The organism is Streptomyces sp. NPDC039609 (genome assembly GCF_055596705.1).
The window spans coordinates 725,933-750,442 of record NZ_JBVIUJ010000001.1 but is presented as its reverse complement, the minus strand read 5'-3'; the positions used below and the strand labels follow the sequence as shown (position 1 = coordinate 750,442).

At 72.3% G+C, this 24,510-nt stretch carries 24 protein-coding genes and 1 pseudogene; 13 read left to right on the top strand and 12 right to left on the bottom strand.

The window, feature by feature from the left end; translation table 11 throughout:
- Positions 1-180 precede the first annotated feature (180 nt).
- The 6 genes from ACZ561_RS03325 (at position 181) to ACZ561_RS03300 (ending at position 6,172) form a co-directional block, all read left to right on the top strand.
- Positions 181-804 carry an ankyrin repeat domain-containing protein gene (locus ACZ561_RS03325; RefSeq protein ID WP_470989030.1) on the top strand — a complete coding sequence of 208 codons (624 nt, stop codon included), beginning with the start codon at positions 181-183 and terminating at the stop codon, positions 802-804.
- Complete coding sequence (locus ACZ561_RS03320; RefSeq protein WP_470989027.1) at positions 801-1,979, top strand: YncE family protein; 1,179 nt, start codon at positions 801-803, stop codon at positions 1,977-1,979. Before ACZ561_RS03325 ends, ACZ561_RS03320 begins: the two co-directional genes overlap by 4 nt.
- Before the next feature lie 151 nt (positions 1,980-2,130).
- Positions 2,131-3,066: an endonuclease/exonuclease/phosphatase family protein gene (locus tag ACZ561_RS03315; RefSeq protein WP_470989025.1), complete on the top strand. Its 936-nt coding sequence runs from the start codon at positions 2,131-2,133 to the stop codon at positions 3,064-3,066.
- A gap of 168 nt (positions 3,067-3,234) precedes the next feature.
- The gene (locus tag ACZ561_RS03310; protein ID WP_470989024.1) at positions 3,235-3,951 is read left to right on the top strand and encodes a flavodoxin family protein; all 717 of its coding nucleotides are present in this window, start codon (positions 3,235-3,237) and stop codon (positions 3,949-3,951) included.
- Between the two features lie 125 nt (positions 3,952-4,076).
- Complete coding sequence (locus ACZ561_RS03305; RefSeq protein WP_470989022.1) at positions 4,077-5,351, top strand: VWA domain-containing protein; 1,275 nt, start codon at positions 4,077-4,079, stop codon at positions 5,349-5,351.
- On the top strand, positions 5,351-6,172 hold the full coding sequence (locus tag ACZ561_RS03300) for a hypothetical protein (RefSeq protein ID WP_470989020.1): 822 nt from the start codon (positions 5,351-5,353) through the stop codon (positions 6,170-6,172). The genes ACZ561_RS03305 and ACZ561_RS03300 overlap by 1 nt, the downstream gene beginning before the upstream one ends.
- Before the next feature lie 130 nt (positions 6,173-6,302).
- Here the strand turns inward: ACZ561_RS03300 and ACZ561_RS03295 are convergent, their stop codons facing one another.
- The 9 genes and pseudogenes from ACZ561_RS03295 to ACZ561_RS03255 form a co-directional block, all read right to left on the bottom strand.
- Positions 6,303-6,980, bottom strand: a complete 678-nt coding sequence (locus ACZ561_RS03295; RefSeq protein WP_470989018.1) for a response regulator — start codon at positions 6,978-6,980, stop codon at positions 6,303-6,305.
- Positions 6,977-8,272: a sensor histidine kinase gene (locus tag ACZ561_RS03290; RefSeq protein ID WP_470989015.1), complete on the bottom strand. Its 1,296-nt coding sequence runs from the start codon at positions 8,270-8,272 to the stop codon at positions 6,977-6,979. Before ACZ561_RS03290 ends, ACZ561_RS03295 begins: the two co-directional genes overlap by 4 nt.
- 28 nt (positions 8,273-8,300) lie before the next feature.
- A complete protein-coding gene (locus ACZ561_RS03285; protein ID WP_470989012.1) occupies positions 8,301-9,467 on the bottom strand; it encodes an acyltransferase family protein in 1,167 nt (388 codons plus the stop codon).
- Positions 9,460-10,410, bottom strand: coding sequence for an alpha/beta hydrolase (locus tag ACZ561_RS03280; protein WP_470989009.1), 951 nt, complete (start codon positions 10,408-10,410; stop codon positions 9,460-9,462). Before ACZ561_RS03280 ends, ACZ561_RS03285 begins: the two co-directional genes overlap by 8 nt.
- Positions 10,411-10,523: 113 nt before the next feature.
- A pseudogene (locus ACZ561_RS03275) lies at positions 10,524-10,871 on the bottom strand (MFS transporter); the annotation flags it as partial.
- Positions 10,872-11,006: 135 nt separating this feature from the next.
- Complete coding sequence (locus ACZ561_RS03270; RefSeq protein WP_470989006.1) at positions 11,007-12,281, bottom strand: YncE family protein; 1,275 nt, start codon at positions 12,279-12,281, stop codon at positions 11,007-11,009.
- A gap of 137 nt (positions 12,282-12,418) precedes the next feature.
- The gene (locus ACZ561_RS03265) at positions 12,419-12,988 is read right to left on the bottom strand and encodes a dihydrofolate reductase family protein (RefSeq protein WP_470989004.1); all 570 of its coding nucleotides are present in this window, start codon (positions 12,986-12,988) and stop codon (positions 12,419-12,421) included.
- A 35-nt stretch (positions 12,989-13,023) separates the two neighbouring features.
- Positions 13,024-13,503: a (2Fe-2S)-binding protein gene (locus ACZ561_RS03260; RefSeq protein ID WP_470989001.1), complete on the bottom strand. Its 480-nt coding sequence runs from the start codon at positions 13,501-13,503 to the stop codon at positions 13,024-13,026.
- Positions 13,504-13,517: 14 nt separating this feature from the next.
- Entirely contained in the window at positions 13,518-15,872 is a 2,355-nt protein-coding gene (locus ACZ561_RS03255) for a molybdopterin cofactor-binding domain-containing protein (RefSeq protein WP_470988998.1), read from the bottom strand.
- A 164-nt stretch (positions 15,873-16,036) separates the two neighbouring features.
- Here ACZ561_RS03255 and ACZ561_RS03250 point away from each other — a divergent pair, with 164 nt between their 5' ends.
- The 3 genes from ACZ561_RS03250 to ACZ561_RS03240 all read left to right on the top strand — a co-directional run bounded on the left by ACZ561_RS03250 (position 16,037) and on the right by ACZ561_RS03240 (position 19,039).
- Positions 16,037-16,732: an NADPH-dependent F420 reductase gene (locus ACZ561_RS03250; protein WP_470988995.1), complete on the top strand. Its 696-nt coding sequence runs from the start codon at positions 16,037-16,039 to the stop codon at positions 16,730-16,732.
- A gap of 109 nt (positions 16,733-16,841) precedes the next feature.
- Positions 16,842-17,663, top strand: coding sequence for a class I SAM-dependent methyltransferase (locus ACZ561_RS03245; protein ID WP_470988992.1), 822 nt, complete (start codon positions 16,842-16,844; stop codon positions 17,661-17,663).
- A 212-nt stretch (positions 17,664-17,875) separates the two neighbouring features.
- Entirely contained in the window at positions 17,876-19,039 is a 1,164-nt protein-coding gene (locus ACZ561_RS03240; RefSeq protein ID WP_470988989.1) for a PQQ-dependent sugar dehydrogenase, read from the top strand.
- A gap of 135 nt (positions 19,040-19,174) precedes the next feature.
- Here the strand turns inward: ACZ561_RS03240 and ACZ561_RS03235 are convergent, their stop codons facing one another.
- On the bottom strand, positions 19,175-20,170 hold the full coding sequence (locus tag ACZ561_RS03235; RefSeq protein ID WP_470988986.1) for a glutamate ABC transporter substrate-binding protein: 996 nt from the start codon (positions 20,168-20,170) through the stop codon (positions 19,175-19,177).
- Positions 20,171-20,272: 102 nt separating this feature from the next.
- Complete coding sequence (locus tag ACZ561_RS03230) at positions 20,273-20,662, bottom strand: hypothetical protein (protein ID WP_470988983.1); 390 nt, start codon at positions 20,660-20,662, stop codon at positions 20,273-20,275.
- Positions 20,663-20,825: 163 nt separating this feature from the next.
- On the opposite strand from ACZ561_RS03230, the gene ACZ561_RS03225 reads away from it, so the two are divergent.
- The gene (locus ACZ561_RS03225) at positions 20,826-21,575 is read left to right on the top strand and encodes a type 1 glutamine amidotransferase (RefSeq protein WP_470988981.1); all 750 of its coding nucleotides are present in this window, start codon (positions 20,826-20,828) and stop codon (positions 21,573-21,575) included.
- A 100-nt stretch (positions 21,576-21,675) separates the two neighbouring features.
- Positions 21,676-22,116, top strand: a complete 441-nt coding sequence (locus tag ACZ561_RS03220) for an OsmC family protein (RefSeq protein WP_470988978.1) — start codon at positions 21,676-21,678, stop codon at positions 22,114-22,116.
- A gap of 15 nt (positions 22,117-22,131) precedes the next feature.
- On the opposite strand, the gene ACZ561_RS03215 is transcribed toward ACZ561_RS03220, so the two are convergent.
- A complete protein-coding gene (locus ACZ561_RS03215; protein WP_470988975.1) occupies positions 22,132-22,824 on the bottom strand; it encodes an RraA family protein in 693 nt (230 codons plus the stop codon).
- A gap of 257 nt (positions 22,825-23,081) precedes the next feature.
- On the opposite strand from ACZ561_RS03215, the gene ACZ561_RS03210 reads away from it, so the two are divergent.
- Together ACZ561_RS03210 and ACZ561_RS03205 are read left to right on the top strand one after the other, a co-directional pair.
- Positions 23,082-23,843 carry a metallophosphoesterase gene (locus ACZ561_RS03210; RefSeq protein ID WP_470988972.1) on the top strand — a complete coding sequence of 254 codons (762 nt, stop codon included), beginning with the start codon at positions 23,082-23,084 and terminating at the stop codon, positions 23,841-23,843.
- 90 nt (positions 23,844-23,933) lie between these two features.
- On the top strand, positions 23,934-24,497 hold the full coding sequence (locus ACZ561_RS03205; RefSeq protein WP_470988969.1) for a DJ-1/PfpI/YhbO family deglycase/protease: 564 nt from the start codon (positions 23,934-23,936) through the stop codon (positions 24,495-24,497).
- Positions 24,498-24,510 lie beyond the last annotated feature (13 nt).

Here is a 24,510-nt window from a genome sequence, read left to right as displayed (position 1 = left end):
GTCGTCCGATCGGATGACCCCGCCGTCCACCGGACGGTTCCCCACAGAGATCCACCGGGTCGACCGGCGGTGGGTGTCGGCGGACGCACGATGGTGAGGAGAGCGGACCGACCCGCCTCCGCCGTCCACCGGGAAGGGACGACGCCCGTGCTGCCGACAGCCGAGAGAAGGAGAACGTCCATGGATCCGAACGACCGGCTGCTGCTCGCGGCCGCCCACCGCGGGGACATCGCCGGGGTGGCTGCCGCGCTCGGTGCCGGAGCGGACGTCGAGTGCCGTGACGCGGAGCGCCGCACCCCCTTGCTGCTGGCCGCGCGGGCGGACCGGGTCGACGTCGCCTCGCTGCTGGTCGAGGCGGGCGCCGATCCCGACGCGCCCGACAGCCGGGCGGACACACCGTGGCTGGTCACCGGGGTGACGGGCAGCGTGGCGATGATGCGCGTACTGCTCCGCGCGAACCCCGATCTGACGCTCACCAACCGCTTCGGCGGGACCTCGCTCATCCCCGCCGCGGAGTGCGGCCATGTCGCGTACGTGCGGGCCGTCCTGCGCGAGACCGAGATGGACGTCGACCACGTCAACCGGCTCGGTTGGACCGCCCTGCTGGAGGCGGTCATCCTCGGCGACGGCGGTCGCCGGCACGAGGAGATCGTCGAGCTGCTGATCACCGCCGGGGCGGACCCCCTGCTTGCGGACCACGACGGTACGACTCCGCTCGCACACGCGCGGCGGCGCGGTTTCGACGGCATCAGCGGCCTCCTCGAGGCGGCGTCGGCGCGCGCCGGACGGAAGGCCACCCGATGAGCCGCCTCCGGCCGCGGCGCGCCGCGCGCGCCCTCGTACCCGCCGCCGCGGTCGCGGCCGTCCTGGCCGGCTGCGCACCGAGCCAGGGTGCCGACGCCCCGGCCGGTGGCACCCCGGCCCCCACCTCCTCCGCCTCCTCACCCACGACGCCTCCCGGGGTGGCTCCCACACCCACCCCCGCCGGCACCCTCCTCGTCGCCGACTTCGGCTCCGACACCGTCACCTTCGTCGACCCGAAGCGCGGCTCGCTCGGCTCCGTCGAGGTGGGGACCGCGCCGTACGGCCTGGCCGTCGGCGCGGACGGACGCGCGTGGGTGGCCACCGCCGAGGGCGTCGCCGTCGTCGACACCCGCACCCGCGAACGGCTCGCCCTCATCCCGTACGAGACCGACACCGGCCCCGTCACCACCGGCGAGTACCGCGGCGGTGGAATGGGCATCGCGCTCTCCCCCGACGGCAGGCGCGTCTACGTCGGCGTCAACGTCCCGGGCGGGAACGGCACCCTGGAGGTCATCGACACGGCGAGCCGCGAGGTGACCGCCACCGTCCCCGTCGGCCGGCGGGCCTTCGACGTCGACGTCGCGCGGGACGGCTCCGAGGTGTACGCGACGAACCACGACTCGTTCGATGTGACGGTCGTCCGTGCGGACACGCTGGACCCGCGCCGCATCGAGGTCGCCCCGTACGGCACGGAAGGCGGTCTCGGCTCCTGGCTCAAACCGCACTACACCGCCGTACGCCCCTCGGACGGCAGACTGCTGCTCCCCTTCGAGGGCGAGCGGCTCGCGGTGGTCGACCCGCGGACCGGCCGCACGGAGATCGAGACGATGACCGCCGACACCCATCAGCACGGCGCCGCGATCACCCCCGACGGCACCCTCCTCGTCGTCGGCACGGGCCCCATCGACCCCGACGAGGACGAGGGCCCCTCGCTCACGGCCCGGTCTCCCGACGGAACCGAGAAGGTCCACCCGCTCGACGGCCCCCACGAGGACGTCACCGTGTCGGAGGACGGCCGTACCGCGTACGTCACGGGCGGCTTCACCCGGGACGGCTACTGGAACGGGATCACCGTGGTCGACCTGGAGACCGGGGACACCCGGCGCCTCGCCGTCGGGGAGCGGCCGCTCGGCATCGCGGTCCTGCGGCCGGGCGGGCCGTCCGCAGGTCCCTGACAGAGAAGCCGCCCCGCCGTCATGGCACGCGTCCCCGCGACGCGCGCGCCTTCCCCGGCCCCGCCTCGCGCACGGTCCCTGACCACGGACAATGCCCCCGGCACGGGAACTGGTTCCGCCCGAACCACGTCCTCACCCCGGGAGGCATGTGATGGAAGAGACCAGAAGGACGCGGGGGCTGGTCACCGGTGCGGTGCTGGCCGTCGTCGGCGGACTGCTGCTGTTCGCCTCCTCCGTGCCCCGCCTGCCGGGGAACGTGATGAGCCTGGTGGAGACCTTCCTTCCCTGGCTGGGCCTGGCCGTGCCGGTCGGGCTGGTCGTGGCCGTCGTCCGCCGGTCGGTCGTCGCGGCGGTGGCGTCCCTGGTGGTCGCCGCCGTCTGGCTGGTCGTCTTCCGGTCGGCGCTGCCGCCGGCATCGGCGGTCGGCGCCCACGACATGACCGTCGTCCAGCACAACGTGAGCGACGAGAACACCAGCCCGTCCCGCGTCGCGCGGATCCTGCTCGGCCCGGACCCCGATGTCATCGCGCTCGAGGAGCTGACGGAGACCGGCCTCCCCGCGTACCGCATCGCCCTCGGCCGGACGCATCCGCATCACGCGAGCGTGGGGACGGTCGGGCTGTGGTCGAAGTACCCGCTGACGGACATCGCCCGGGTCGACATCAAACCGCGTGAGGTGGGCGACGGTTGGGACCGCGGACTCCGCGCCGTCGTGAACGGCCCGCACGGGAAGGTGGCGACGTACGTGGCCCACCTGCCGTCCGTCAGGGTGCGGCCCACCGAGGGATACGCGACGGCGTGGCGCGACGAGAGCGCGGGGCGGCTCGGCCGCGCGCTCGCCTCGGAGCGGGCCGCCGCGGTGCTGGTCCTCGGCGACCTCAACGGCACCACCGCCGACCGGGGACTCGGCCCGGTCATGGACCAGGTGCGGGGCAGCCGCGGCGAGTTCGCCTTCAGCTGGCCCGCCGCCGTGCCCCTCGCGCGGATCGATCACGTGCTGGCCAGGGGCGCCGAGGTCACCACGACCTGGACACTGCCCGACACCGGCAGCGACCATCTGCCGGTCGCCGCACGCGTGCGGTTCTGACGCCCGGCCCGTCTTCCACGGGGACGACGGTGACGGACCTGCGCCGGCCTCATCCGTCATCCGGTCGGCCGCCCCGGGATGGCCGGTCCTGCCCCGGGTGGAGAGGCTGGTGAGGGTGTCGCGCCACAGCGGTGCCCCTCAGCCTCACGCCCCGCGAGGAGACGGCCGATGTCCGCGACTCCGTACCGCTACGACGATCTGCGCGCCCTGTACGTCAACTGCACGCTCAAGCGCTCCCCGGAGGTCAGCAACACCGAGGGGCTGATCGACCGCAGCAGGGCCGTGATGGAGCGGCAGGGCGTGGCGACCGACCTCGTGCGGGCTGTCGACCACGACATCGCGACCGGGGTGTGGCCCGACATGACCGAGCACGGATGGGAGTCGGACGCCTGGCCCGCGCTGTACGAACGGGTCATGCGGGCGGACATCCTCGTGCTGTGCGGTCCGATCTGGCTCGGAGACAACAGCTCGGTGATGAAGCAGGTGATCGAGCGCCTGTACGCCTGCTCCAGCCTCCTCAACAGCGAGGGCCAGTACGCCTATTACGGCCGAGTGGGCGGCTGTCTGATCACGGGGAACGAGGACGGGGTCAAGCACTGCGCGATGAACGTGCTCTACAGCCTCCAGCATCTGGGCTATGTGATCCCGCCGCAGGCGGACGCCGGCTGGATCGGTGAGGCGGGCCCCGGGCCGTCGTATCTGGACCCGGGCTCGGGCGGCCCCGAGAACGACTTCACCAATCGCAACACCTCGTTCATGGCGTGGAATCTGATGCACCTGGCCTCGATGCTCAAGCGCGCCGGCGGCATCCCGGCGCACGGCAACCAGCGCACTGCCTGGGACGCCGGCTGCCGGGCGGACTTCCCGAACCCCGAGCACCGCTAGCGCCGCCGGCGCCGAGGCACTGAGCGCGATCGGAACAGGCAGGCCGCCCGTGCGCGGACACCCCTCAGGAGTCCGCGCACGGTGTCGTTTTGGATTGTCGGACGATCATCCCTACGATCCGGCAGATGATCACGAGAAAACGGCTGGCGACCGGAGCCTGCGCGCTGCTCGCCGCCCTGGCCGTCGGGCTCGTCCCGACCGGCGCCGCCGCCGACGAACCGGCGGCGAAGGAACCCCCCAAGGTCGAGCTGGTCCTCGACGTCAGCGGCTCGATGCGGGCCCGCGACATCGACGGCCAGTCCCGGATGGCCGCTGCCAAGCAGGCCTTCAACGAGGTGCTCGACGCGGTACCCGAGGAGGTGCAGCTCGGCATACGCACCCTCGGCGCCAACTATCCGGGGCCGGACCGGAAGAAGGGCTGCGAGGACACCAAGCAGCTCTACCCCGTCGGCCCCCTCGACCGGACCGAGGCGAAGACGGCGGTGGCCACGCTGGCCCCCACCGGGTGGACGCCGATCGGCCCCGCCCTGCTCGGGGCGGCCGAGGACCTCAAGGGCGGTGAGGCCACCCGCCGGATCGTGCTCATCACGGACGGGGAGGACACCTGCGCCCCGCTCGACCCGTGCGAGGTGGCGCGCGACATCGCCGCCAAGGGCATCCACCTGACCATCGACACCCTGGGTCTGGTGCCGAACGCCAAGATCCGGCAGCAGCTCACCTGCATCGCCGAGGCGACCGGTGGCACGTACACCTCGGTCCGGCACACCGAGGAACTCTCCAAGCGGGTCCGCCAGCTGGTCGACCGTGCCGCGGACCCGGTGGTCACCCCGGTGGCCACGGAGGGTGCCGAGCGCTGTGCGGACGCCCCGCAGCTCAAGGCCGGGCTCTACACCGACCGTCAGGTCTTCGGCCGCCACCGCTGGTACCGGGTGGACGTGCTGCCCGGGCAGGAGCTGCGCGCCTCGGTGAGCGTGGCCGCCGACCGCGCCGTCAACGACGACTACGGCGTCCTGCTGCGCGCGGTGACCGTGCACGGCCGTGAGGTCGTGCGGGGCTCCGAGGCGGGCGACGGACGTACGGACGTCATCTCGACCGGTCTGCGCTATCCCAAGCCGCCGCTCGACGACGTCGACGCGGACAGCAAGCCTGCGGCGGAGACCGTCTGCCTCCAGGTCAGCAACTCGTTCTCCGCGCCGCCGTCGGTGAAGACGACCCCCGGTATGCCGATCGAGCTGACCGTCGACCTGGTCGACGCGCCGGACCAGGCGGCCGACGTGGCCGCCTTCGGCCTCGGCCGTGGCTGGTGGCTGCTCGGCGTGCTGGTACTGGCCGGATTCGTGGGCGGTCTGCTGTGGGGCTGGCTGTCCCGCTGGCGCGTCGCCGTCTGGAGGACCAACTGATGCGTACCGTACGCACGCTGACCACCGTCCTCCTCGCGGGAGCCGGGCTCCTCGGTCCGGCCGTCGCGCCCGCCCTCGCGGACACCCCGTCCCCGAGCGGCAGCGCGAGCGCCGCCGCGACGGCAGGGCCGACGGAGGCGGGCACCACCTTCCGTACCGCCGCCGCTTTCAAGCAGGGCCAGCAGGCCACGGCCGAGGCTTCCGCGGGTGACTACCTCTACTGGGTATTCCCCGCGGACACCGGGCAGCGGCCCACCGTGACCGCCTCGGTCGCGCTCCCCGAGGCCGCCGCCCGGCACGGTGCCTCGACCTGGCGGATCGACGTCTACGACGGACTGCGCCGCCGGCAGCCGTGCATGTACGGGATGCAGTCCCGGGCCGCGGGGAAGGACGCCACCTCCGTGGAGCTGTCCTGCACTCTGCGCACGGTCCGCCCCTGGGCCGAGACCTGGGACAACGATCCGCTGCCCGGCAGCTACTACGTCCGGCTGACGGTCACCGGGATCCCCGAGGACGACCTCGGCCAGCCGTTCACGGCCCGGGTGGGTGCGGTCTCCGCAGACCAGGGCGGCGCGTACGCGGGCGACGGCACGCTCGCCGCTCCGCTGGTGCCGGGTGCCACGACGGAGGACGCGGCCGCGGGCGACGCGCCGTCGGCGGTCGAGGCGGCGGCTCCCGAGGACGGCTGGTCCTCGGGCTGGTGGTCCGACCGCTGGGTCTGGACCGTCGTCGGCGGAGTCCTCGGCGCGCTCGCCGGCATCGGGGGCTACTCCCTGACGCGCGGCTCCGGGCGCCCGTCACGGGTACCGCCGGCCGTCTGACAACTCGATACGAGCGGCCGCGACTGTCCTCGACGGTCGCGGCCGCTCCCCGTTCCGGAGCGTCGCGCCGGCGGCGGCTGCTCGCCCTTGCGGTCCCAGCCGGACGCCGGCGAGGTCAGCGCAGCGCGTGTCAGTGGCCGGCCGGACGGACAAGTCCGGTGTCGTAGGCGTACACCGCCGCCTGGGTGCGGTCGCGCAGGCCGAGCTTGATCAGGATGCGGCTCACATGTGTCTTGACGGTCTGCTCGGCGACGACCAGGCGGGAGGCTATCTCGGCGTTGGACAGACCATGGGCGATCAGGCTGAGGACCTCGGTCTCGCGTTCCGTCAGACCACCGACGCGGTCCAGGTGCGGGGTGCGGGGCGAGGCGCTGAGCCGGGAGAACTCGGCGATGAGCCGCTTGGTGACATTGGGGGCGAGCAGCGCCTCGCCGCCGGCCACCACCCGTACCGCGTGGGCGAGTTCGTCGGCCGATGCGTCTTTGAGGAGGAACCCGGAAGCGCCGGCGCGCAGGGCCTCGTAGACATACTCGTCGAGGTCGAAGGTGGTCAGGACGAGCACCTTCACGGTGGCGTCGGCGGGCCCGGTGATGAGGCGGGTGGCCTCGATGCCGCCGATGCCGGGCATCCGGATGTCCATCAGGACGACGTCGGGGGCGAGTTCGGCGACCTTGGTGACTGCGTCCTCGCCGTCCACGGCCTGTCCGACGACCTCGATGCCGGGCTCGGCATTGAGCAGCACGGTGAAGCCCTGACGGACCATCATCTGGTCGTCGACGATGAGGACCCGGATCGTACTGCTCGTCATGTTCCGTCCTTGCAGGGTTCGATGGGGAGGGCGGCAGCCACCTCGTAGCCGCCGTCCGGGGTGGGACCGGTGGTCAGTTCGCCGCCCAGCATGGTGGTGCGCTCGCGCATGCCGAGCAGCCCGTGCCCCAGTCCCGGCGAGAGCGGGGCCGAGGAGGGATCGACGGGTCGGTCCGGTGGGGTGTTGGTGACCCGGAGGGAGAGCCCGGCAGCGAGATAGCCGGTCTCCACTCGCACCCGCGCCCCCGGTGCGTGCCGCATCGCGTTGCTCAGCGCCTCCTGGACGATGCGGTACGCGGAGAGTTCGACGCCCGGCGAGAGCGGACGGCGTTCTCCCGTGGTGGTCGCGTCGACGGCGAGCCCGGCGGCACGGACGTTGTCGAGGAGCTCGTCGAGCCGGTCCAGGGTGGGCTGGGGGGCGTGCCGTACACCGTCGGCGGCCGGGTCCTCCGCCCTGAGGACACCGAGGACGCGACGTAGTTCGGTCAGCGCCTCGACGGCGTTCTGGCGGATGCCGGCGAGGTTCTCCCGCAGCTCGTCGGAGGGGTTCTCGACCAGGTGGGGGGCGACCTGGGCCTGGATGGAGATGACCGACATGTGGTGGGCGACGACGTCGTGCAGCTCGCGGGCGATCCGGCCGCGCTCCTCCAGGAGGGTGCGCCGGGACCGTTCCTCGGCGGTGATGACCTCCTGGGCGACGAGCTGCGTCCGCGCCACTCGGCTCATCCGCAGCGAGGCTCCCACCACCGCCGCGGTCGCGAACGCGATCGCGCCGCCGCCGAGGTCCTCGTTATGGGGAAAGCCCGTGGGAACGACGGTGTTGACCACTCCCGACAGCACGGTGATCACGAGGGTGACGACCGTGACGCGGAGCGGGACCCGCAATGCGAGCAGCAGCACGACGAAGGTGTGGACCACGATGCCCCAGACGCTCCAGGGCCAGACCAGGTCGGGTCCGACGGTCGATTCGGAGATCTCCGCAGTCAGGAACAGGGTGACCGTGGAGAGCCACCAGGCCGGCACGGGGCGGCTCAGGGCGAGGACCAGGGCCGCGGCCTGGAGAACGATGAGCAGCTGCACGGGCCCCGTGAGGACCGGTATCGCGCTGCTGTACTCGGCCATCTTGCCCAGGCCCGCGACGAGGGCGAGCAGCATGAGGTGCCCGTGCGGCAGCCAGCCGAACCATGTCTGGCGGGGCAGCGGATCGCGGGCCATCGTCCAGAGGTCCTCGCGCAGGGCGCGCGGCACCCGGCCCAGGGCGGCGATCAGCGACCGCCCATGATCGTCCCCCACTCGTTCCCCCTTGTCCGCTGCGTCCACCCTAGGCACGTCGGATCTCCTTTCTCGCCTCGGGTCGCCCTTTGCGGGCGGGGCGACGGCCCCCCTCTTCGTACGTACGGAACGCGGCGACGCACACCAGCAGCGCGAGCGCGAAGAGCGGCAGCCAGCCGAGTCGGGCCAGGACCCAGCCGTACCCGTCGGGCACGCTGTGGAGGCCGAGGAGCGGTCCGTGGCCGAGGAGTTCGCCGGCCATCAGCCCGGTGGCGGTGACGGCGATCATCGCGGTCTGGTGCCAGAGGAAGACGGTCATCGCACTGAGATTGAGCAGTGCCACCGCGGCCCAGGCGGCGGGCCGGCGCAGGGCCCGGCGCAGTGGGCCGAGCAGCAGCAGGGCTCCGCCGCACTGGGCGAAGCCGAAGGTGACGGCGGCGAGCGTGGGCGGGTTGAGGTTGGATATCGGCGCGCCGGGCACGCCGACCATGGAGCCGGGGTATCCGGCGCAGAGGACGAGGAGGGCGGTCGCCGCGGCTCCGCCGAGCAGCAGGACCCAGCCGGTCGTCCGGCCCTTGAGCCCGTGCCGTGACCAGGCGGTGCCCAGGCAGTACGGGACGAGCCAGCCGGCGGCCACGTTGATCCAGCCGAGCCAGGCCGGTCCGTCGAGGCCGAAGCGGATCACGTCGACGTGGAGGACGACGGCGAGGGGCCAGAGCGGATGGACGCGGGCGACGAGCGGGGTCGCCGCCGTGAGCGCGGCGAAGACGAGGAGGAACCAGAGCGGGGAGAGCACGAGCTTGCCCAGGGCGTACACGGTCGGCCACGGCACACCGGTGGCGAGCATGGTCAGCGCCACGAGGATCCACACCGCGAGCACGGCGGCGACGGGCCGGAAGAGTCGCCCCAGCCGGGCCACGAGCCAGCGGACGTAGCCTTCCTGCCGGGCGCGGGAGGCTGCATGGCTCCTGGCGGCCACCTGCCCGCCGACCAGGAAGAAGACGGCGAGGGTCTGGAACACCCAGGAGACGGGGGTGAATTCGGGCAGTTCCTGCAAGGGGCTGGCGACGCGTACCGTGCCGCTGTCGGCGATCAGGGCGGTGACGAGCCAGTGGCCGAGGACCACTCCGAGGATGGCGAGGCCTCGCAGGGCGTCGAGGGCGCGGTCGCGGCCCGGTGGGGTGGCGGCCTCGATCCGGCGGACGAGTTCACGCATCGGCCGGCTCCCGTCCCATGACGATGCTCGCAAGCCGCTTCAGCGGTACGGAGCCGGGGACGAGGTAGTCGCTGTGTCCGCCGTCGCCGGCGTCGAAGACTCGGGCGCCGAACTCCGGTGCGAGGGGGTCCGTGCCGAACCCCAGCTCTCCGGAGGGCAGGGGAACGCGGAGGTGGGGCACGCAGGCGATCCAGTCGGACCCCCCGCGCCCGGCCCAGACGGTGGCCGTGGTCCGCAGGTCCGCGGCGCTGTCGGCGCCGGTGCCCGGGCTTCCGTAGAGGACGATGCCGGCGACGGGGAGCCCGGGCGCCGCCTTGGCGCAGACGACGGAGCCGTAGGAGTGGCAGAGGAGGGTGAGGCTGGCGGCGGGCTTGGCGGCCCTCAACTCCCCGACGAAGTCCCGCAGTCCGGGGGCCGCCTCCTCGGCCCGCCCGGAGGTGATCGCGGCTGCGCTCGCGGTGGCGGGGGTGGGGTAACCGAGCCAGGCGAGGACGGCGGCTCGCTCGCCGAGCCGGTGCTGGAGGGCGACGGCGCCGTCCCGGAAGCGCTCGCTGCCGAGCGCCGTGTCGGAGCCGGGGACGAGGACGGCGATGTGTTCGGCGCGCGCGAGGTCGCCGACGACCTCGACGCTGCGGCCGCCTTCGCGGCCGTCGAAGGAGAGAAAGTGGCGGTTCGGGCCCGCCATGGCACGCAGGGCGGCGGCCCGCTTCCGGTCGCCGTAGTCGGCGGCGGTCCGTTCGGCGGCGCGGACGGCGTCGCGGTTGGCGGCGTACCGCGCGTCGAGGTCTGCGGCCGTGACCCGGACGAGAGGGCCGAGTTCGGGCGGTGCGGGCGCCGGGACGGCGGCCGGGCGGGCGGCGCCCGCCGTCGGCACCGCCACCGATGCGGCGACGAGTGCGGCGAGCAGCGTGCGGCGCAGGCGGCTGCGCTGGCGGGACGCCATGGTGTGGTCCTTCCGTACCGGACGAGGTGCTTCGTTCCGGTGCCGAACGTATGGATCACGCCCTGTAGTCGGCGTCCCGCCGGAGGGGACAGTCGGCGGGTAGCTCTGAAGTACTACGGGTAGGGGTGTGGGCCTCGAGGCGGCGGCGCTCGTGCGCCGGAGGGGCCTCGGCGGGCGGGGAATCCGTGGGTACGGGCGACTGCCACGACGATCAGGACGGGGACGAGGAGCAGCAGGACGCTCCAGGGCAGTGAGGCGGCGTCGAGCCGATCGAGGAGGAGTCCGCCGACGACGCCTCCTCCCGCCATGGCGGCGTTCCAGAGGCTGACGAGCATGGCCTGCGCGGTGTCCGCCGCCTCACCGCCGGCGTCGCCCACGGCGGTCTGCAGCAGGGTCGGTGCGCCGCCCCGGCCGAGCCCCCACAGCGTGGCGGCGGCGTAGACGAGGGCGGCGCTGTCGGTGGCCGCCCCTGGGGCCGGCCGGGATGGTCGGGGACCGTGAGCACGCTCCAGGCGCGGGTTCGACGCGGTGCGCGAGAACTTGGCGACCGGGTCTGTCGCGGTGGACTGACGGCGAGGGGCGTCCGGTGCGCGCCCTCAGCGCGCCGCCGGGCCGGTCCAGTCGGCGGGCACATGCGCGAGGCGGACCCGCTGCGGGTGGTCGCCGACGGCCACCGAGGCGACGCGGCGGCCGGTGGCGAAGTCGATCGCCGTCACACGGTCCGTGCCGCTCTCCGAGATGACGCAGGAACGGCCGTCGCCGCTGACCGTCGCCCAGTACGGCTTGGACGCCTCCACCAGCGGACCCTCCTTCAGGGTCTCGCGGTCGACGACGGTGGCGTAGTCGTCCATCGTGGCGGCGACGCAGAGCCGCTTGCCGTCGGGGCTCATGGACATGCCGTGGTGGCGGGAGTCGTTGACCCAGGTGGTGCGGTCCGGATCGGTCGCCGGGTTCTGGGGGAGCGTCTTCACGCGGGTGATCCGGTCGGTGGCGATGTCGTACTCGAGGAAGCCGTTGAAGAACGAGACCTGGAAATAGAGCTTCGACTCGTCGGGGGTGAACGCGACGGGGCGCACGGCGTCGGAGAGGTCCTTGCGGCCGAAGGCGTCGAGCCGGGCACGCATGTCGATGACACGGACCTGTTCGAAGGTGCGGGCGTCGACGACGGTGATGCGGCGGTCGCCCTTGGTCCAGTCCCAGAACGGGTCGTCGAGGGCGGTGGTGACCTCGCCGATGGCCATGTTCCAGAGGTGGCGGCCGTCTGCCGAGAAGACGTTCTCGTGCGGCTTGTCACCGGTGGCGAAGGATCCGATCTGCCGACCCGTCGTGATGTCGAGGACGTGCACCGTGTTGGAGGTGGAGGCCGAGACGGCGACCCGGGTGCCGTCGGGCGAGACGGCCATGTGGTCGGAGCGGAAACCGGAGACGGGGAAGCGCCAGTTGAGCCGGCCCGTGCGCAGGTCGATCGAGACGACGTCGGCGAAGCTCGGCCGGGACACCACCATCGCCGAGCCGTCCGGGGTGGCGTACATGTCGTCGACGAACTGGTCGTGGCCCTCGCCCGGGCCTTGCCGGATGCCCAGGAAGAAGGCCAGCTTGACCGGGTTGAGCCCGATCTCCCACATCCGTGCTTCACGGTCGGGGATGACGTTGATGCGGCCGATGCGGGCGAAGTCGCCGGTGGACTCGATGACGTCGGCGGTGCCGTCCCAGTTGTTCCCCACGAACATCACCTCGCGCAGCCCGGCGGGTCGCGCGGACTCGGCGGAGGAGGCGGCGACGGTGCCGCCGCCTGTGACGGTGAGGGCGAGGGCGGCAGCGAGGGAGCCGAGCAGGAGACGGCGCGCACCACGCGTCCGGGCAGCAGGCATGGGGGTCCTTCCGGGAGACGTGCGACATCGAACACCCCGCCGGTCGGGGCAACTTACCCGACGGTAAGGAGTTGTCGCGCCCACGACAAGACGTCGGCGCGCAGAAGTCGCGGCGACGCGGAACCGCCCACGCCCGCTCAGCGACTGGCGCGCTCGTACTGCAGGAGCACCACTCCGTTGCCGAAGGTGCGGGTCCCGACGCGGTCGAGCGGTGTCAGTGCGTCGCGGGACCGGAAGAGCGCCTTGCCCTGGCCGATGAGGACGGGGTGGACCAGGATGTGGAACGCGTCGATCAGGTCGTGCTCCATGAACGCGGCGGCGAGGTCGGCCCCGCCGAGGGCCAGATCTCCCCCGGGCTGCTCCTTGAGGGCCCGGACCTCGGCCACGTCGACGCGGCGGGCGATGGTGGTGTTCCAGTCGGCGCGCTCCAGCGTCGTGGAATAGACGGTCTTCGGGATGTCGCGCCAGATCGCGGCAAACTCCACCATCTCCGGGGTGCTCGACGGGTCGGCGTCCGCCGTCGGCCAGAATTCGGCCATCAGCTCATGGGTGACACGGCCGCTGAGGATGCCCCCCATCGCGGCGATCTTCTCGTTGAAGTACCGGTGGAGCTCCTCGTCGACCATGTGCCATTCGATCGAGCGGTCCGGGCCCTCGATGTAGCCGTCGAGGGAGATCGACATCATCAGGACGATCTTCCTTGCCATGGTCCGGTCTCCCTCGTCCTGGGTCGCTGTGGGTGTCAGACCATGCGGCGGGCTCCCGCCACGATCGCCTCACGGATCCGGTTATATGTGCCGCAGCGGCAGATGTTGCGGATTTCGTCGAGGTCGGCCTCGTCGATCTCCCGTCCGGCCTCACGGGCCCTTCGGACCTTGGCGACCGCCGTCATGATCTGCCCGGGCTGGCAGTAGCCGCACTGGGCCACGTCGAGCTCGAGCCAGGCCTCCTGCATCGGGTGGAGCTCCTGTCCGACGGTCGCGGGCAGGCCCTCGATGGTGGTGATCTCGTCGGTGGCCGCGATGTCCTTGACCGGGACGGAGCAGGGGTTGAACGCCTTGCCGTTGATATGGCTGGTGCACGCCTGGCAGACGCCGAGCCCGCAGCCGTACTTGGGTCCGGTGACGCCCAGGACGTCCCGGAGCACCCACAGCAGCCGGACGTCGTCCTCGACGTCGGCCGTGACGGCCTTGCCGTTGAGGATGAAGGTGTGTTGCGGCACGGTGGCTCCTGCTCCTAGAAGGCGCGGTCGAGGCCGTCGACCGGCGAGGCGGGGATCGGCGGGGTGGTGGGCAGCGGCTCGAATCCGAGCGGCTCGGCGTGGTTGACCGGGAAGGTCGTCGGCATCGCGCCGGTGGCCCGGCCGTACGCGCAGGCGACCGCGGCCATCGCGCCCGCGACGGCCAGCTCACCCGCGCCGCCCGGCCGGTCCGAGGTCGGCGGCATCACGACGATCTCCAGCTCGGGCGGGGTGTTCCACTGCCGGGTGTAGAAGTAGTTGTCCCAACTCCCCTCCTGGAAATGCCCGTTGCGGAGGTGCAGTCCCGAGGTGAGGGTGACGGCGATGCCGTCGATGATGCCGCCCATCATCTGGGCCTGGAGGCCGCGCGGGTTGACCGCGAGGCCGACGTCGACGGCGCAGACGACCTTGGTGACGCGAGGTCCCGTGTACGCGTCCTCGATCTTACGTCCGGTGGTCTCGGGCCGGCAGTCGATCTCCGCGAGGACGGCGACGAAGGCGTGGTACTCGGGATGGACCGCGATCCCCTGGGCCATGCCGGCGGGAAGTGAGCGCCCCCACTCCCCCACCTCCGCGACCTTGTCCAGGACGGCCCGCGCGCGCTCGTCCTTGAGGTGACGGCGGCGGAAGTCGTAGGCGTCCTTGCCCATCCGCCGTGCCAGCTCGTCCACGACGAGCTCCTGCGCGCACCGGACGTTGGGCGAGTAGATGTTGCGCATGGAGCCCGTGTTGAAGCCCTTGTCGGTCTCGCTCAGCAGCTGTGTGGTGACCCCGAAGTGGTACGGGCTCTGCTGGGTCAGCTGGAAGATCGTCTCGGAGAAGGTGAGATCGCCGACGGGCAGTTGGGCGGCGGCGGAGGTGATGATCTCGCCGAGGCCATGTCCGAAGTCCGTGGCGACGGAGGTATGGCGCTGCTCGTACGTCAGCACCTCGCCGAGGCTGTACGTGGCCCGGACCCGGGAGGTCGACATGGGATGCGTACGGCCCTGGCGGAAGTCGTCGGTCCTGTGCCACATCAGCTTCACGGGCTTGCCCATGGCCCGGGAGATCTCGGCGGCCTCGCCGGCGGCGTCGTGGAAGAGCTTGCGGCCGAACGATCCGCCGCCCTCGGTGACATGGACCTTGACGGCGGTGATCGGGAGGCCGAGCCGCAGGGCGATCTGCTCCTGGGCGACGATCGGCGACTTCAGGCTCGCCCAGATCTCGGCCGAGTCCGCACGCACGTCGGCGATGGCGCAGTTGGTCTCCAGGGCACTGTTGCTGGCGAAGTGGAAGGTGAAGCGGGCGTCGACGGCCTTGGTCAGGAGCGGCAACGGGGGTACGACGAGAGGGAGTTCGGCGGCTCGGAGCTTCTTCAGGACGGTCGCGTCCGAGGCGCCCTCGGCGGTACCGGGGCCCCAGGTGACCCTCAGGGCGCGGACGGCGTCGATGCACTGGCCGAAGGTGCGGCCGCGGACGGCGACGCCGGTGGAGATCCGTACGACGTCGGTGATGCCGGGCATGGACCGGACCTCGTCCGGGTTCTCCACCGAGCGGACCGTGCCGTTGATCGTCGGCGGCCGGCAGACCATCGTGGGCAGCGCGTCGGGCACCTGGACGTCCATCGCGAACTTCTTGCGCCCCGTCACGGCCGCCAGGGCGTCGATCCGCCGCTGCGCGGTGCCGATGACCTTGAACTCGGAAGGCTTCTTGAGGGCGACGCCGACCGCGGTGTCGGTGAAGGAGGCGGCCTTCACGGCGAGTTCGCCGTAGGACAGGCTTCGGCCGGTCGTCGAGGAGACGATCGCCCCGGCCTTCGCCGTGAGCGAGCCCACCAGCTCCCCGAGCTCCAGCGCGGCGGCGCGCAGCAGCCGGCCCCGGGCGACGGCGGCGGCGACGCGGATGGGCGTGAAGGTGGAGATGGTGGTGTTGGAGCCGCCGGTGAGCTGGTTGAACAGCAGCTCGGGGCGGGCGTCGGCGAGGGTGACCCGCACCTTCTCCAGCGGCAGATCGAGCTCCTCGGCGAGCAGCATCGCGGAGGAGGTGGTGATGCCCTGGCCGACCTCGGCCCGGGGCAGGGCGAACGAGGCGGTGCCGTCCGGGTCGATCCGGACGGTGATCAGGTTCGCGGTCGGCAGGGCGGCATGGGTGAGCATGTCGTTGAGGTCGTAGATCTCTGACGGCCCGGGCAGGGACGGCACCACGGAGGGCGCCGCGGCGGCGGCAGGGGCGGGCGCGAGGACAGCCTCGCCCAGCTGTGCGGCCACGGTCAGGGTCGGCGCCGCGAGCACGTAGCCGAGGAACCGTCGCCGGTCCGGGCCACTCGCGGACTCCTCCCTCGGGTGCTGCTGCGCATCGTCGCGCGCTGTCATCGGCTGCCCTCTCGACGAACCAGGAAGTCCGACGGATCATCGCGCACGCGGCGCCGTGGGCGCACCGGAAAGGCACAGCTTTCACTCGGGGCTCGCCAAGCCCTCACGACACTGCGGGCGGCAGCGGGGAATAGCGCACCCGAGGCGGACGGTTGTGAGCGCACGTGGCACATGGCCGCACCGGCTCGGAAGGAAGCTCCATGAAGATCGGCATCATCGGCGCAGGAAACATCGGCGGCAACCTCACCCGCCGTCTCACGGCCCTCGGCCACGACGTGTCCGTGGCCAACTCCCGCGGCCCGGAGACCCTCACCGCGCTCGCCGAGGAGACCGGCGCGAAGCCGGTGACGGTCGGCGAGGCGGCGCGCGGTGCCGAGATCGTCGTGGTGACCGTCCCGCTGAAGGCGGTGCCGGACCTGCCCGCAGGGCTCTTCGACGGCGCGGCGGAGGGCTTCGCCGTGATCGACACCGGCAACTACTACCCGCAGCAGCGCGACGGCCGGATCGCGGCCATCGAGGATGGTCTCACCGAGAGCCGCTGGACCGAGCAGCACCTCGGCCACCCGGTGATCAAGGCCTTCAACGGCACCTACGCCCAGGACATCCTGGACAGGCCTCTTCCGGCCGGCGACCCCGAGCGCATCGCGCTGCCCGTCGCGGGCGACGACGAGGTCGCCAAGAAGACGGTCCGCGCCCTCATCGACCAGCTGGGCTTCGACTCCGTCGACGCGGGTGGCATCGACGACTCCTGGCGCCAGCAGCCCGACACCCCCGTCTACGGCCTCCGGGACGGAGTCGCGGCCGTCACCAAGGCCCTCACCGAGGCCTCACCCGAACGCCCGGCGTCGTTCCGGGGCTGATGCCGCGGGGACCGTGCGCGGTACGTGTGCCCTTTCGGCCGAGTGGGGCGGGGCGCCGTCGACAGGGGTGGATCCGGCCGTCAGACTGCTCGCGGAGGTGACGCGGGTGGTGAAATCGAAGGACATGCGGGCCGCGGTGCGCAAGACGTACGGTCCGGCCGACCTCAGTTCGGTCCCGGTGTTCGCCGGAGGGTTCATCAACTTCGGGTACTGGCGCACGATCGACCTGGCCGGACCGCTCACGGTCGACGACCGGGTCCGCAGCCAGGAGGACATGTACCGGCATGTGCTCGACGCCGCCGGACCGCTCGCCGGTCGGCGGATCGCCGAGGTCGGCTGCGGGCTCGGTGTCGGCTGTGCGCTCGCCCTGCGCGAGTACGAACCCGAGCAGGTGACCGGTATGGACATCCATCCGCAACAGCTGGACCGCGCCCGCCGGACCAACGCGGATCTGCTGAGGACCACGCCGTCGGGGATCCGGTTCGTCCGCGGCGCGGCAGAGGAAATGCCCTTCGACGACGGCGAGTTCGACTGCGTCTACAGCGTCGAGGCCGCTCAGCACTTCGACGACGTGATCGCCTTCACCCGGGAGACGGCCCGCGTGCTGCGGCCCGGGGGGCGGGTGGTCGTCGCGAGCTTCTTCACCCCGGACGACGCCCCGGACGGCGGAGCCCGGCTCGCGTCGTACCTGGAGTCGTTCGCCGACGGGCTGGACATCGCGCGTCCCGTCACGCACGTGACCGATGCGTTCGCCAGGGCGGGCCTGACGGACGCGCAGGCCGCGTCCATCGGGCCGGACGTGTGGCAGGGATGGGACCGCTGGCTGTCGGACCAGTGGAAGCCGGGCACGTGGCCGCGGAACTTCCTGAGGGCGTACGAGCAGGGCATTCTCGACTACTACGTCGTCACGGCCACCCGCCCGCAGGCCTGATCCCCGGACCCGGATCCGCCGTCGCGCACCCTCGCCGCCCACGCGAGGCGCATTTGGCCTATACCAATCGCTCGAGTCCCCGTAGTCTCCTCCGTGGCCGGCGGCACACCCCATTCCCCCACCCCGGTTGCGTGCCGGCGCGGGCGCCACCGACCCCACACACGGCCCCGAGCAGCCGGATTCCCCCATTCGCCGCCTCCAGGAGGATCACGGTGAACGTTCGCACGAGAAGCTCGGCGATCATCTGCACCCTCGGTCTCGTCGCCTCCCTCGCCCTGACCACTGCCTCCGCGGAGGACCGTGACGCTCCGCAGCCGGTCGTGGAGGCCGCCGAGGTCACGAAGGTCGCGAAGATCGCGCTCACCGACGTCGCCACGGCGCGCAATCCGACCGCGGGTGCCGTGGGCCCCGGCGGCGCGGTCTGGATCGCCGAACGGGCCGGGACGGTACGGATCCTGGGCGCCCAGGGGCTCGGCGAGCCGGTGCTCGACATCTCCGCCGAGACCACGACCGACGGTGAACGCGGCCTCCTCGGCATCGCGTTCGACCACGCACGCGCTCACCTCTACATCTCGTACACGAATCTCGAAGGCACCAGCACCATCGACGAGTTCGCCGTGCGGAAGGGCAGGCTCCGTCCGGAGACCCGGCGCACCGTCCTCACCCAGACGCAGCCGTACGCGAACCACAACGGCGGCGACATCAAGTTCGGGCCCGACGGATATCTCTACATCGCGTTCGGGGACGGAGGCGCGGGCGGCGACCCGCACGGCAACGGGCAGAAGCTCGACACGTTGCTCGGCAAGCTTCTGCGGATCGACCCGCGCGGTGGCAAGCCCTACGCGATTCCCGCGGACAACCCCTTCGTCGACGACCCGAACGCGAAGGACGAGATCTGGGCGTACGGGCTGCGCAACCCGTGGCGGTTCTCCTTCGACTCGCGCACGGGGGATCTGCTGATCGGGGACGTCGGCCAGAACGACTGGGAGGAGATCGACCGGGCCCCCGCAAGGAGCAGGGGCGGGGAGAACTACGGCTGGTCCCGGATGGAGGGCAACCACCCCTTCCGGGGCGGCACCGAGCCGGCGAACCACGTGCGCCCGATCCACGAGTACGCCCGCACCGGCCTCGGCTGCGCGGTGACCGGCGGGTTCGTCTACCGGGGGAACGCGATCCCCGCCCTCAGGGGTCAGTACGTGTTCAGTGACTACTGCGACGGCACCATCCGTTCCCTCTCGCTGAAGGACGGCAAGGTGACCGGCGTGAACGACCTCGTCGTCAACGGCGGCGAGGTGATCTCGTTCGTGGAGGGACGGGCGGGCGAGCTGTATGTCCTCGCGTTGGGCGGAAACATCGCCCGTATCGATCCGGCGTAGCCGACGGGCGCCGTACCCTCCGGCTCCCGCCGCCCGTCGCGCCCTCGTCCCACCCTTGCCCCGGCATCGCGGTCGTCGCCAGGGCGGTGACGGGGGCATGCCGGACGGCCCCACCCGCCACGTTCACACCAGGCCCTACGATCCCGGGGCGTATGCGGCCGGTGGCGGGCCCTGGGGATGGGCGCCCAGGGACGGTGCGAGCCACTGGTTGTACGAGGTCATCCAGGGGCTGGCGGCACCGCCCCTGCGGTAGTCCTCCAGGACCGCGTTGACCCGGCGCACCAGATCCGCGTCGTCCTTGTTCATGGCCACCCCGTACAGGGAGGTGTCCAGACGCGGGCCGACGAGCTGGAGGTTGGGGTCCTGTGCGACGAGCCCGGCGGCCAGGGTCGCGTGGGTGAGGATCGCGTCGACGTTCCCCTGCTGGAGCTCGACGAGGCAGTCCAGGTGGCTCGCCGTCTCCACGGCGACGGCGCCGGTCCTGGAGCCGCTCAGCAGATCGGCGGCCGAGCTTCCCTTGCTGAGGCAGACGCGCCGGCCTCGCAGCTTCGGGTCGAAGCCCGTGATCTCGGAGCCTTCGGGTACGAGCAGTTGATGGCCGGTCTCGAAGTAGACGCTGGAGAAGGCGATTTCGGTCAGCCGCTCGCAGGTGATGCTCATCGTACGGACGACGACGTCCACTTGGCGGGCCTGGAGCCGGGAGATCCGCTGGCTCGGGGGCATACTGACGAAGCGGACCGTGGCCTTCGGGCCGAGGATGTCACGGGCGATCGCCCGGACGAGGTCGATGTCGAAGCCGACCGGTTCGCGGGTCCGTGCGTCCAGTGAACCCCAGAGGTAGCTGTTCAGGTCCACCCCCGCGACGAGATGGCCCCGCTCGCGGATCCGCCGCACGGCCGGGCCGTCCACGCGTGAGGGCCGCGGGCTCGCCCGCCGTGGATCGCACGCCGGGGCACGGGCGGGCGACGCGGCCGCGGTTCCGGCGGTCGCACGGAGGGCGGCGGACGGTCCTGGCGTCACGGCGGCGGCCGGAGCCGCGGCCAGAACCATCGCCGTGAGCAACAGCCACAGTGCGGAGCGGCGGCCCAGCGGCCACCTCCCCCGGCGTACCGACTCGGATCCAGCAGTCACAAGCCCCACCCCCGCGCAGCCGACTCCGGAGGCACAAGGCTACGCAGCCGAGCATCAACACGCGGGCTGGATCGGAGAGTTGACCGTATGTTGGGACAGCCTTCACCTTCCACGCAGGGCAGGCAGCGACGGCAGCGCGAGCTTCCGGCCCCTCTGCGCAAGTCCACCGACCCGGGCGCTCAGACCCTCCGCGACCCGCCGGCCCTCCGACGTGCCTCGCCCCTCCGAGGCGCCCCGGCCCCTCTGGGCACGCCCGCCCACCCGCACGCCACGGCCGTCCCGCATCGGTCGCACCGCGCGGAGCTGGCAGCGCGACAGTCGGGCGCGCTGGCCGCCACTCGCGATCAGCGCGTTCACCGATGTCATCGGGTCGGCGCCCACGCTCCGCGCCAGCAACATGCCGACAGCGAGCGGAAGCAGCGCCACGGCCAGCGCCGAGCCGGTGGTGGTGACGTGCTGCATGCGGCGGCTGCGCCGGTCGTCCGAGGTCATGACCGTATTCGACCAGCGGAGGCAGGTCCCCTGTATCGGCCGACGTACTCAGTCCGGCCGTACGCACATACTCAGTCCGGGGGTTGTCGGCCGCCGTCCTGGGGATGCACCCTGGCGATCGGGCATCGGACAGCGGGCATCGGACAGCGGAGGCGCGACGACTGTGACCCCCATACCCGGCGCGGCACCGTCCGTGCTCGTGGTCCAGCACGAGGACGGCACGGGACCCGGTCTCGTCGGCGATCGTCTCCGGCGGACCGGACTCCACCTCGATGTCGTCCATCCCTGGCACGGCGACCCGCTGCCCGGCTCGCCGCACGGGCACGCGGGCCTCGTCGTCCTCGGCGGCTCCGCGAACTGCGAGGACGTCACGGCCATGCCGTGGCTGCCACGGGTCCGTGAATTGATCCGGGCGGCGGTGGCCGACGAGATCCCGCTGCTCGCCATCTGTCTCGGCGGCCAGGTCCTCGCCCACGTGCTCGGTGGCGCCGTCGCCCCACGCCCCCAGGGCCCGGAGATCGGTGTCGTCCCCCTGCGCCGACTGCCCGCCGCCGACGCGGACCCCGTTCTCGGCGCGGTCCCCGAGGGCGCGTCGGCGGCGCAGTGGCACTGGGACGACGTGGTGCGACTGCCGCCGGAGGCGGTGCCGTTGCTCACCGGGGACGACTGCCCGATCCAGGCGTTCCGGGTCGGATCGGCGGCCTGGGGTGTGCAGTTCCACCCCGAGGCGCTCGCCGGCTCCCTCGCCGAGTGGGCCCTCACCGACGGTGCGGAGGCCCGGTCGGCCGGTGCCGATCCGGAGGCCGCCGTCGCCTCCGTGCGCGCGGCGGAGTCCGAACTCCGTACAGTCTGGGGGACGATGGCCGACGCGTGGGGCGCCCTCGTCCGCGCCCGCACACGGACCGCTTCCTGACCTCCGGTGTGTCCCGGCGCGTCCGCTTGGCGGGCCGGTCCCCGTGGGGTTGCGTGGGCCGTCGACCGCCCCGTACTCACACCGAGGAGTCCACGAAACCATGGCCGACTACCGCATCGAGACCGTCCGCACCGGCTACCGCACCTGGATCGCCCGCAACGACCGGGGCGCGGAGGTGCGGATCGGCGCGGCCGACGACGCGGACGCACAGCCCTCGTTCACCCCGGTCGAACTGCTGCTCGCGGCCATGGGGGGCTGCGGCGGCATGGTGGTGGACCGGACGGCCCGGGCCGTGGACCACGACGATCTGCGGATCGTGGTCGAGTCGGTGTCGGGGCCGGAGGACGACGGCCGGCTGGGCCGGATCAGGGTCAGTTACGAGTTCGAGCTGCCGGAGAGCAACCCGAAGGCGGCGGAGGTCTTCGCCCGCGGGGTGCGGCTGACGCACGAAAAGTTCTGCACGGTGAGCCGGACGGTCGAGCACGGCGCGACGGTGGAGGCGGTGCTGCCGGACGGCACGATCGGCTTCCGGGCCGACTGATCCACGCCGCGGGACCTACTCCTCGATGGCGCCGCCGATCCGGCGCAGATGGTGCCGGAAGGTGTACGACGGGTCCGCCTCCCGTTGCGCGAGATACTCCGCGAACCGCGTCTGCGCGCGCAGCGTCTCGCCGGCCCTGATCCCGCGCGCCTGTTCGCGCTCGGTGCGGTGGATGCCGCGGGCGGTCTCGAGGACGGCGTCGACCCGGTCGGCGGCCACGAACAGCACACCGTCGTCGTCGCCGAAGACGATGTCGGCGGCGCTCACCAGGTGCTCGCCGCACCGCGCGGTGCGCAGGGCTTCCGGCTCCCGTGCGTCCACGCGGACGGGTCCGGGTGCATGAGGGCCGTAGGAGAAGACGGGCAGTCCGATCTCGACGAGATCGGGCGTGTCGCGGTGCAGCCCCCAGACGACGAGACCCGCGACGCCGGCCGCCTCGGCCTCCAGCACGGCGAGGTCCCCGACGCAGGCCTCGTCGCGGCGCCCCGCGTTGTCGACGACGAGTACGTCCCCGGGCTCGGCCGCACCGAAGGCCTCCAGGAAGACGTCGACGCTTCCGTAGTGCCGGGCGGGCAGCACGCGTCCGGCGAGGCGCTGCCCCGGCACGACGGGAGCGATTCCGGCGGGAGCGGCGCGCAGGGGTTCGCCGAGCCGGACGCAGGCGTCGGCGATCAGGGGCGTGGAGAGCTCGGCGAAGTCCTTCAGCATCGGTGGTGTCCGTTCTCTGACGTGGTGCCCGCGCCCGACGACCGGGGGTGCGGGTGTCGCCGACGGCGGCTGTCGCCCGATGCTATGCGCCGCGATACGGCGCGGTCCCGGGCCACTTGTGCCGATGTGGCCCGCGCGGCGGTCGGGCGCGCGGCAGTAGTTTCACGGCGGGGACGCGGAGGCCGTCCCGTGGTTGCCGGGGACGCGGAGGCCGTGCGCGGTCCTCGCGGCCTCGAGCCGGAGAGGGGTTCACCGCCGTGATCGTGATCGCGCATCTCAGCGACATCCACATCGACAGCTCACCGCGCAGCGCGGAGCGCACCAGGTCCGTGATGGCCTATCTGGAATCGCTCGGCGTCGACCTCGACGTGGTCGTGGTGACCGGTGACATCGCCGACCACGGTCTGGAGTCGGAGTACCTCCGTGTACGGGAGTTGCTGCGGACCCGGCACCCCCTGCTCGTCTGTCCGGGAAACCACGACGTGCGGGACGAGTTCCGGCGCGTGCTCCTCGGCGAGCCCGTGACACGGGCCGGCGCCCCGGTGAACCAGGTGCTGCGCGGGGCCGGTTTCGTGCTGGCGCTCGCCGACTCGTCGGTGCCGGGGAAGGACGAGGGGTTCCTGGAGGAGGAGACCCTCGCCTGGCTGGAGTCCGTACTGGACGAGACGCCGGAGGACGTGCCCGTCCTGGTCGGGTTCCATCACCCGCCGACCGCGCTGCACATCCCGTTCGTGGACGGCATCCGCCAGTTCGGGGAGCACCGGCTCGCCGAGCTGGCCGACCGGCGGCCCGGCATCGTCGCCTTCCTGTGCGGGCACGCCCACACGGCGGCTGCGACCACCTTCGCGGGGCTCCCCCTGCTTGTCGCGCCGGGGGTGATCTCGACGTCGAAGCTTCCCTGGGAGTCGTCCGGCCCCGGTGTTCATGTGTACCGGGACGAGATGGCACCGTCGCTCGCCTTCCACGTCCTGGACGAGGCGGGCGGTATCACCACCCACTACCGGAGCGTCCCCGTCTAGCCTCCCCGTATCGCGTCCCCGTTTAGCGGCGCGGTGCGCGGAGACTCGCGGGAGTGTGGCCTGTGTGCGGCCCACAAGCAGGAGGCTGCCGTGTCCCTCGACGGAAAGCACGTCCTCGTCCTCACGACGAACTACGGCACGGAGCAGGACGAGCTGAAGAAGCCCGTGGCGGCCCTGCGCGAGGCGGGCGCCCGGGTGACCGTGGCGGCGCGGAAGGCCGAGCCCGTCCACACGCTGGTTTCGGACCGGCGGCCGGGTGACGTCGTACAGCCCGATGCGACGTACGGCGAGCTGTCGGCGGACGGCTTCGACGCGGTGGTCGTGCCGGGCGGCACCGTCAACGCCGACCGTCTGCGGGTCGACCCGGCGGCCCAACAGCTGCTGTTGGCGTTCGCCAAGACCGGGAAGACCGTGGCCGCGATCTGCCACGGTCCGTGGCTGCTCGTCGAGTGCGGGCTCGTACCGGGCAAGGAAGTGACCTCGTACCCCTCGATCCGTACGGATCTGGTGAACGCGGGCGGGACGTGGGTGGACCGAGAGGTCGTGGTCGACAGGTCCGGCGGATTCCGGTTGATCACCTCGCGCAGGCCCGCCGACGCCCGGCGCTTCTCGGAGGCGATCCTCGAAGCCCTCGGCGGGGCCCCGCCGCCGTGAGGCGGCGCTCTCG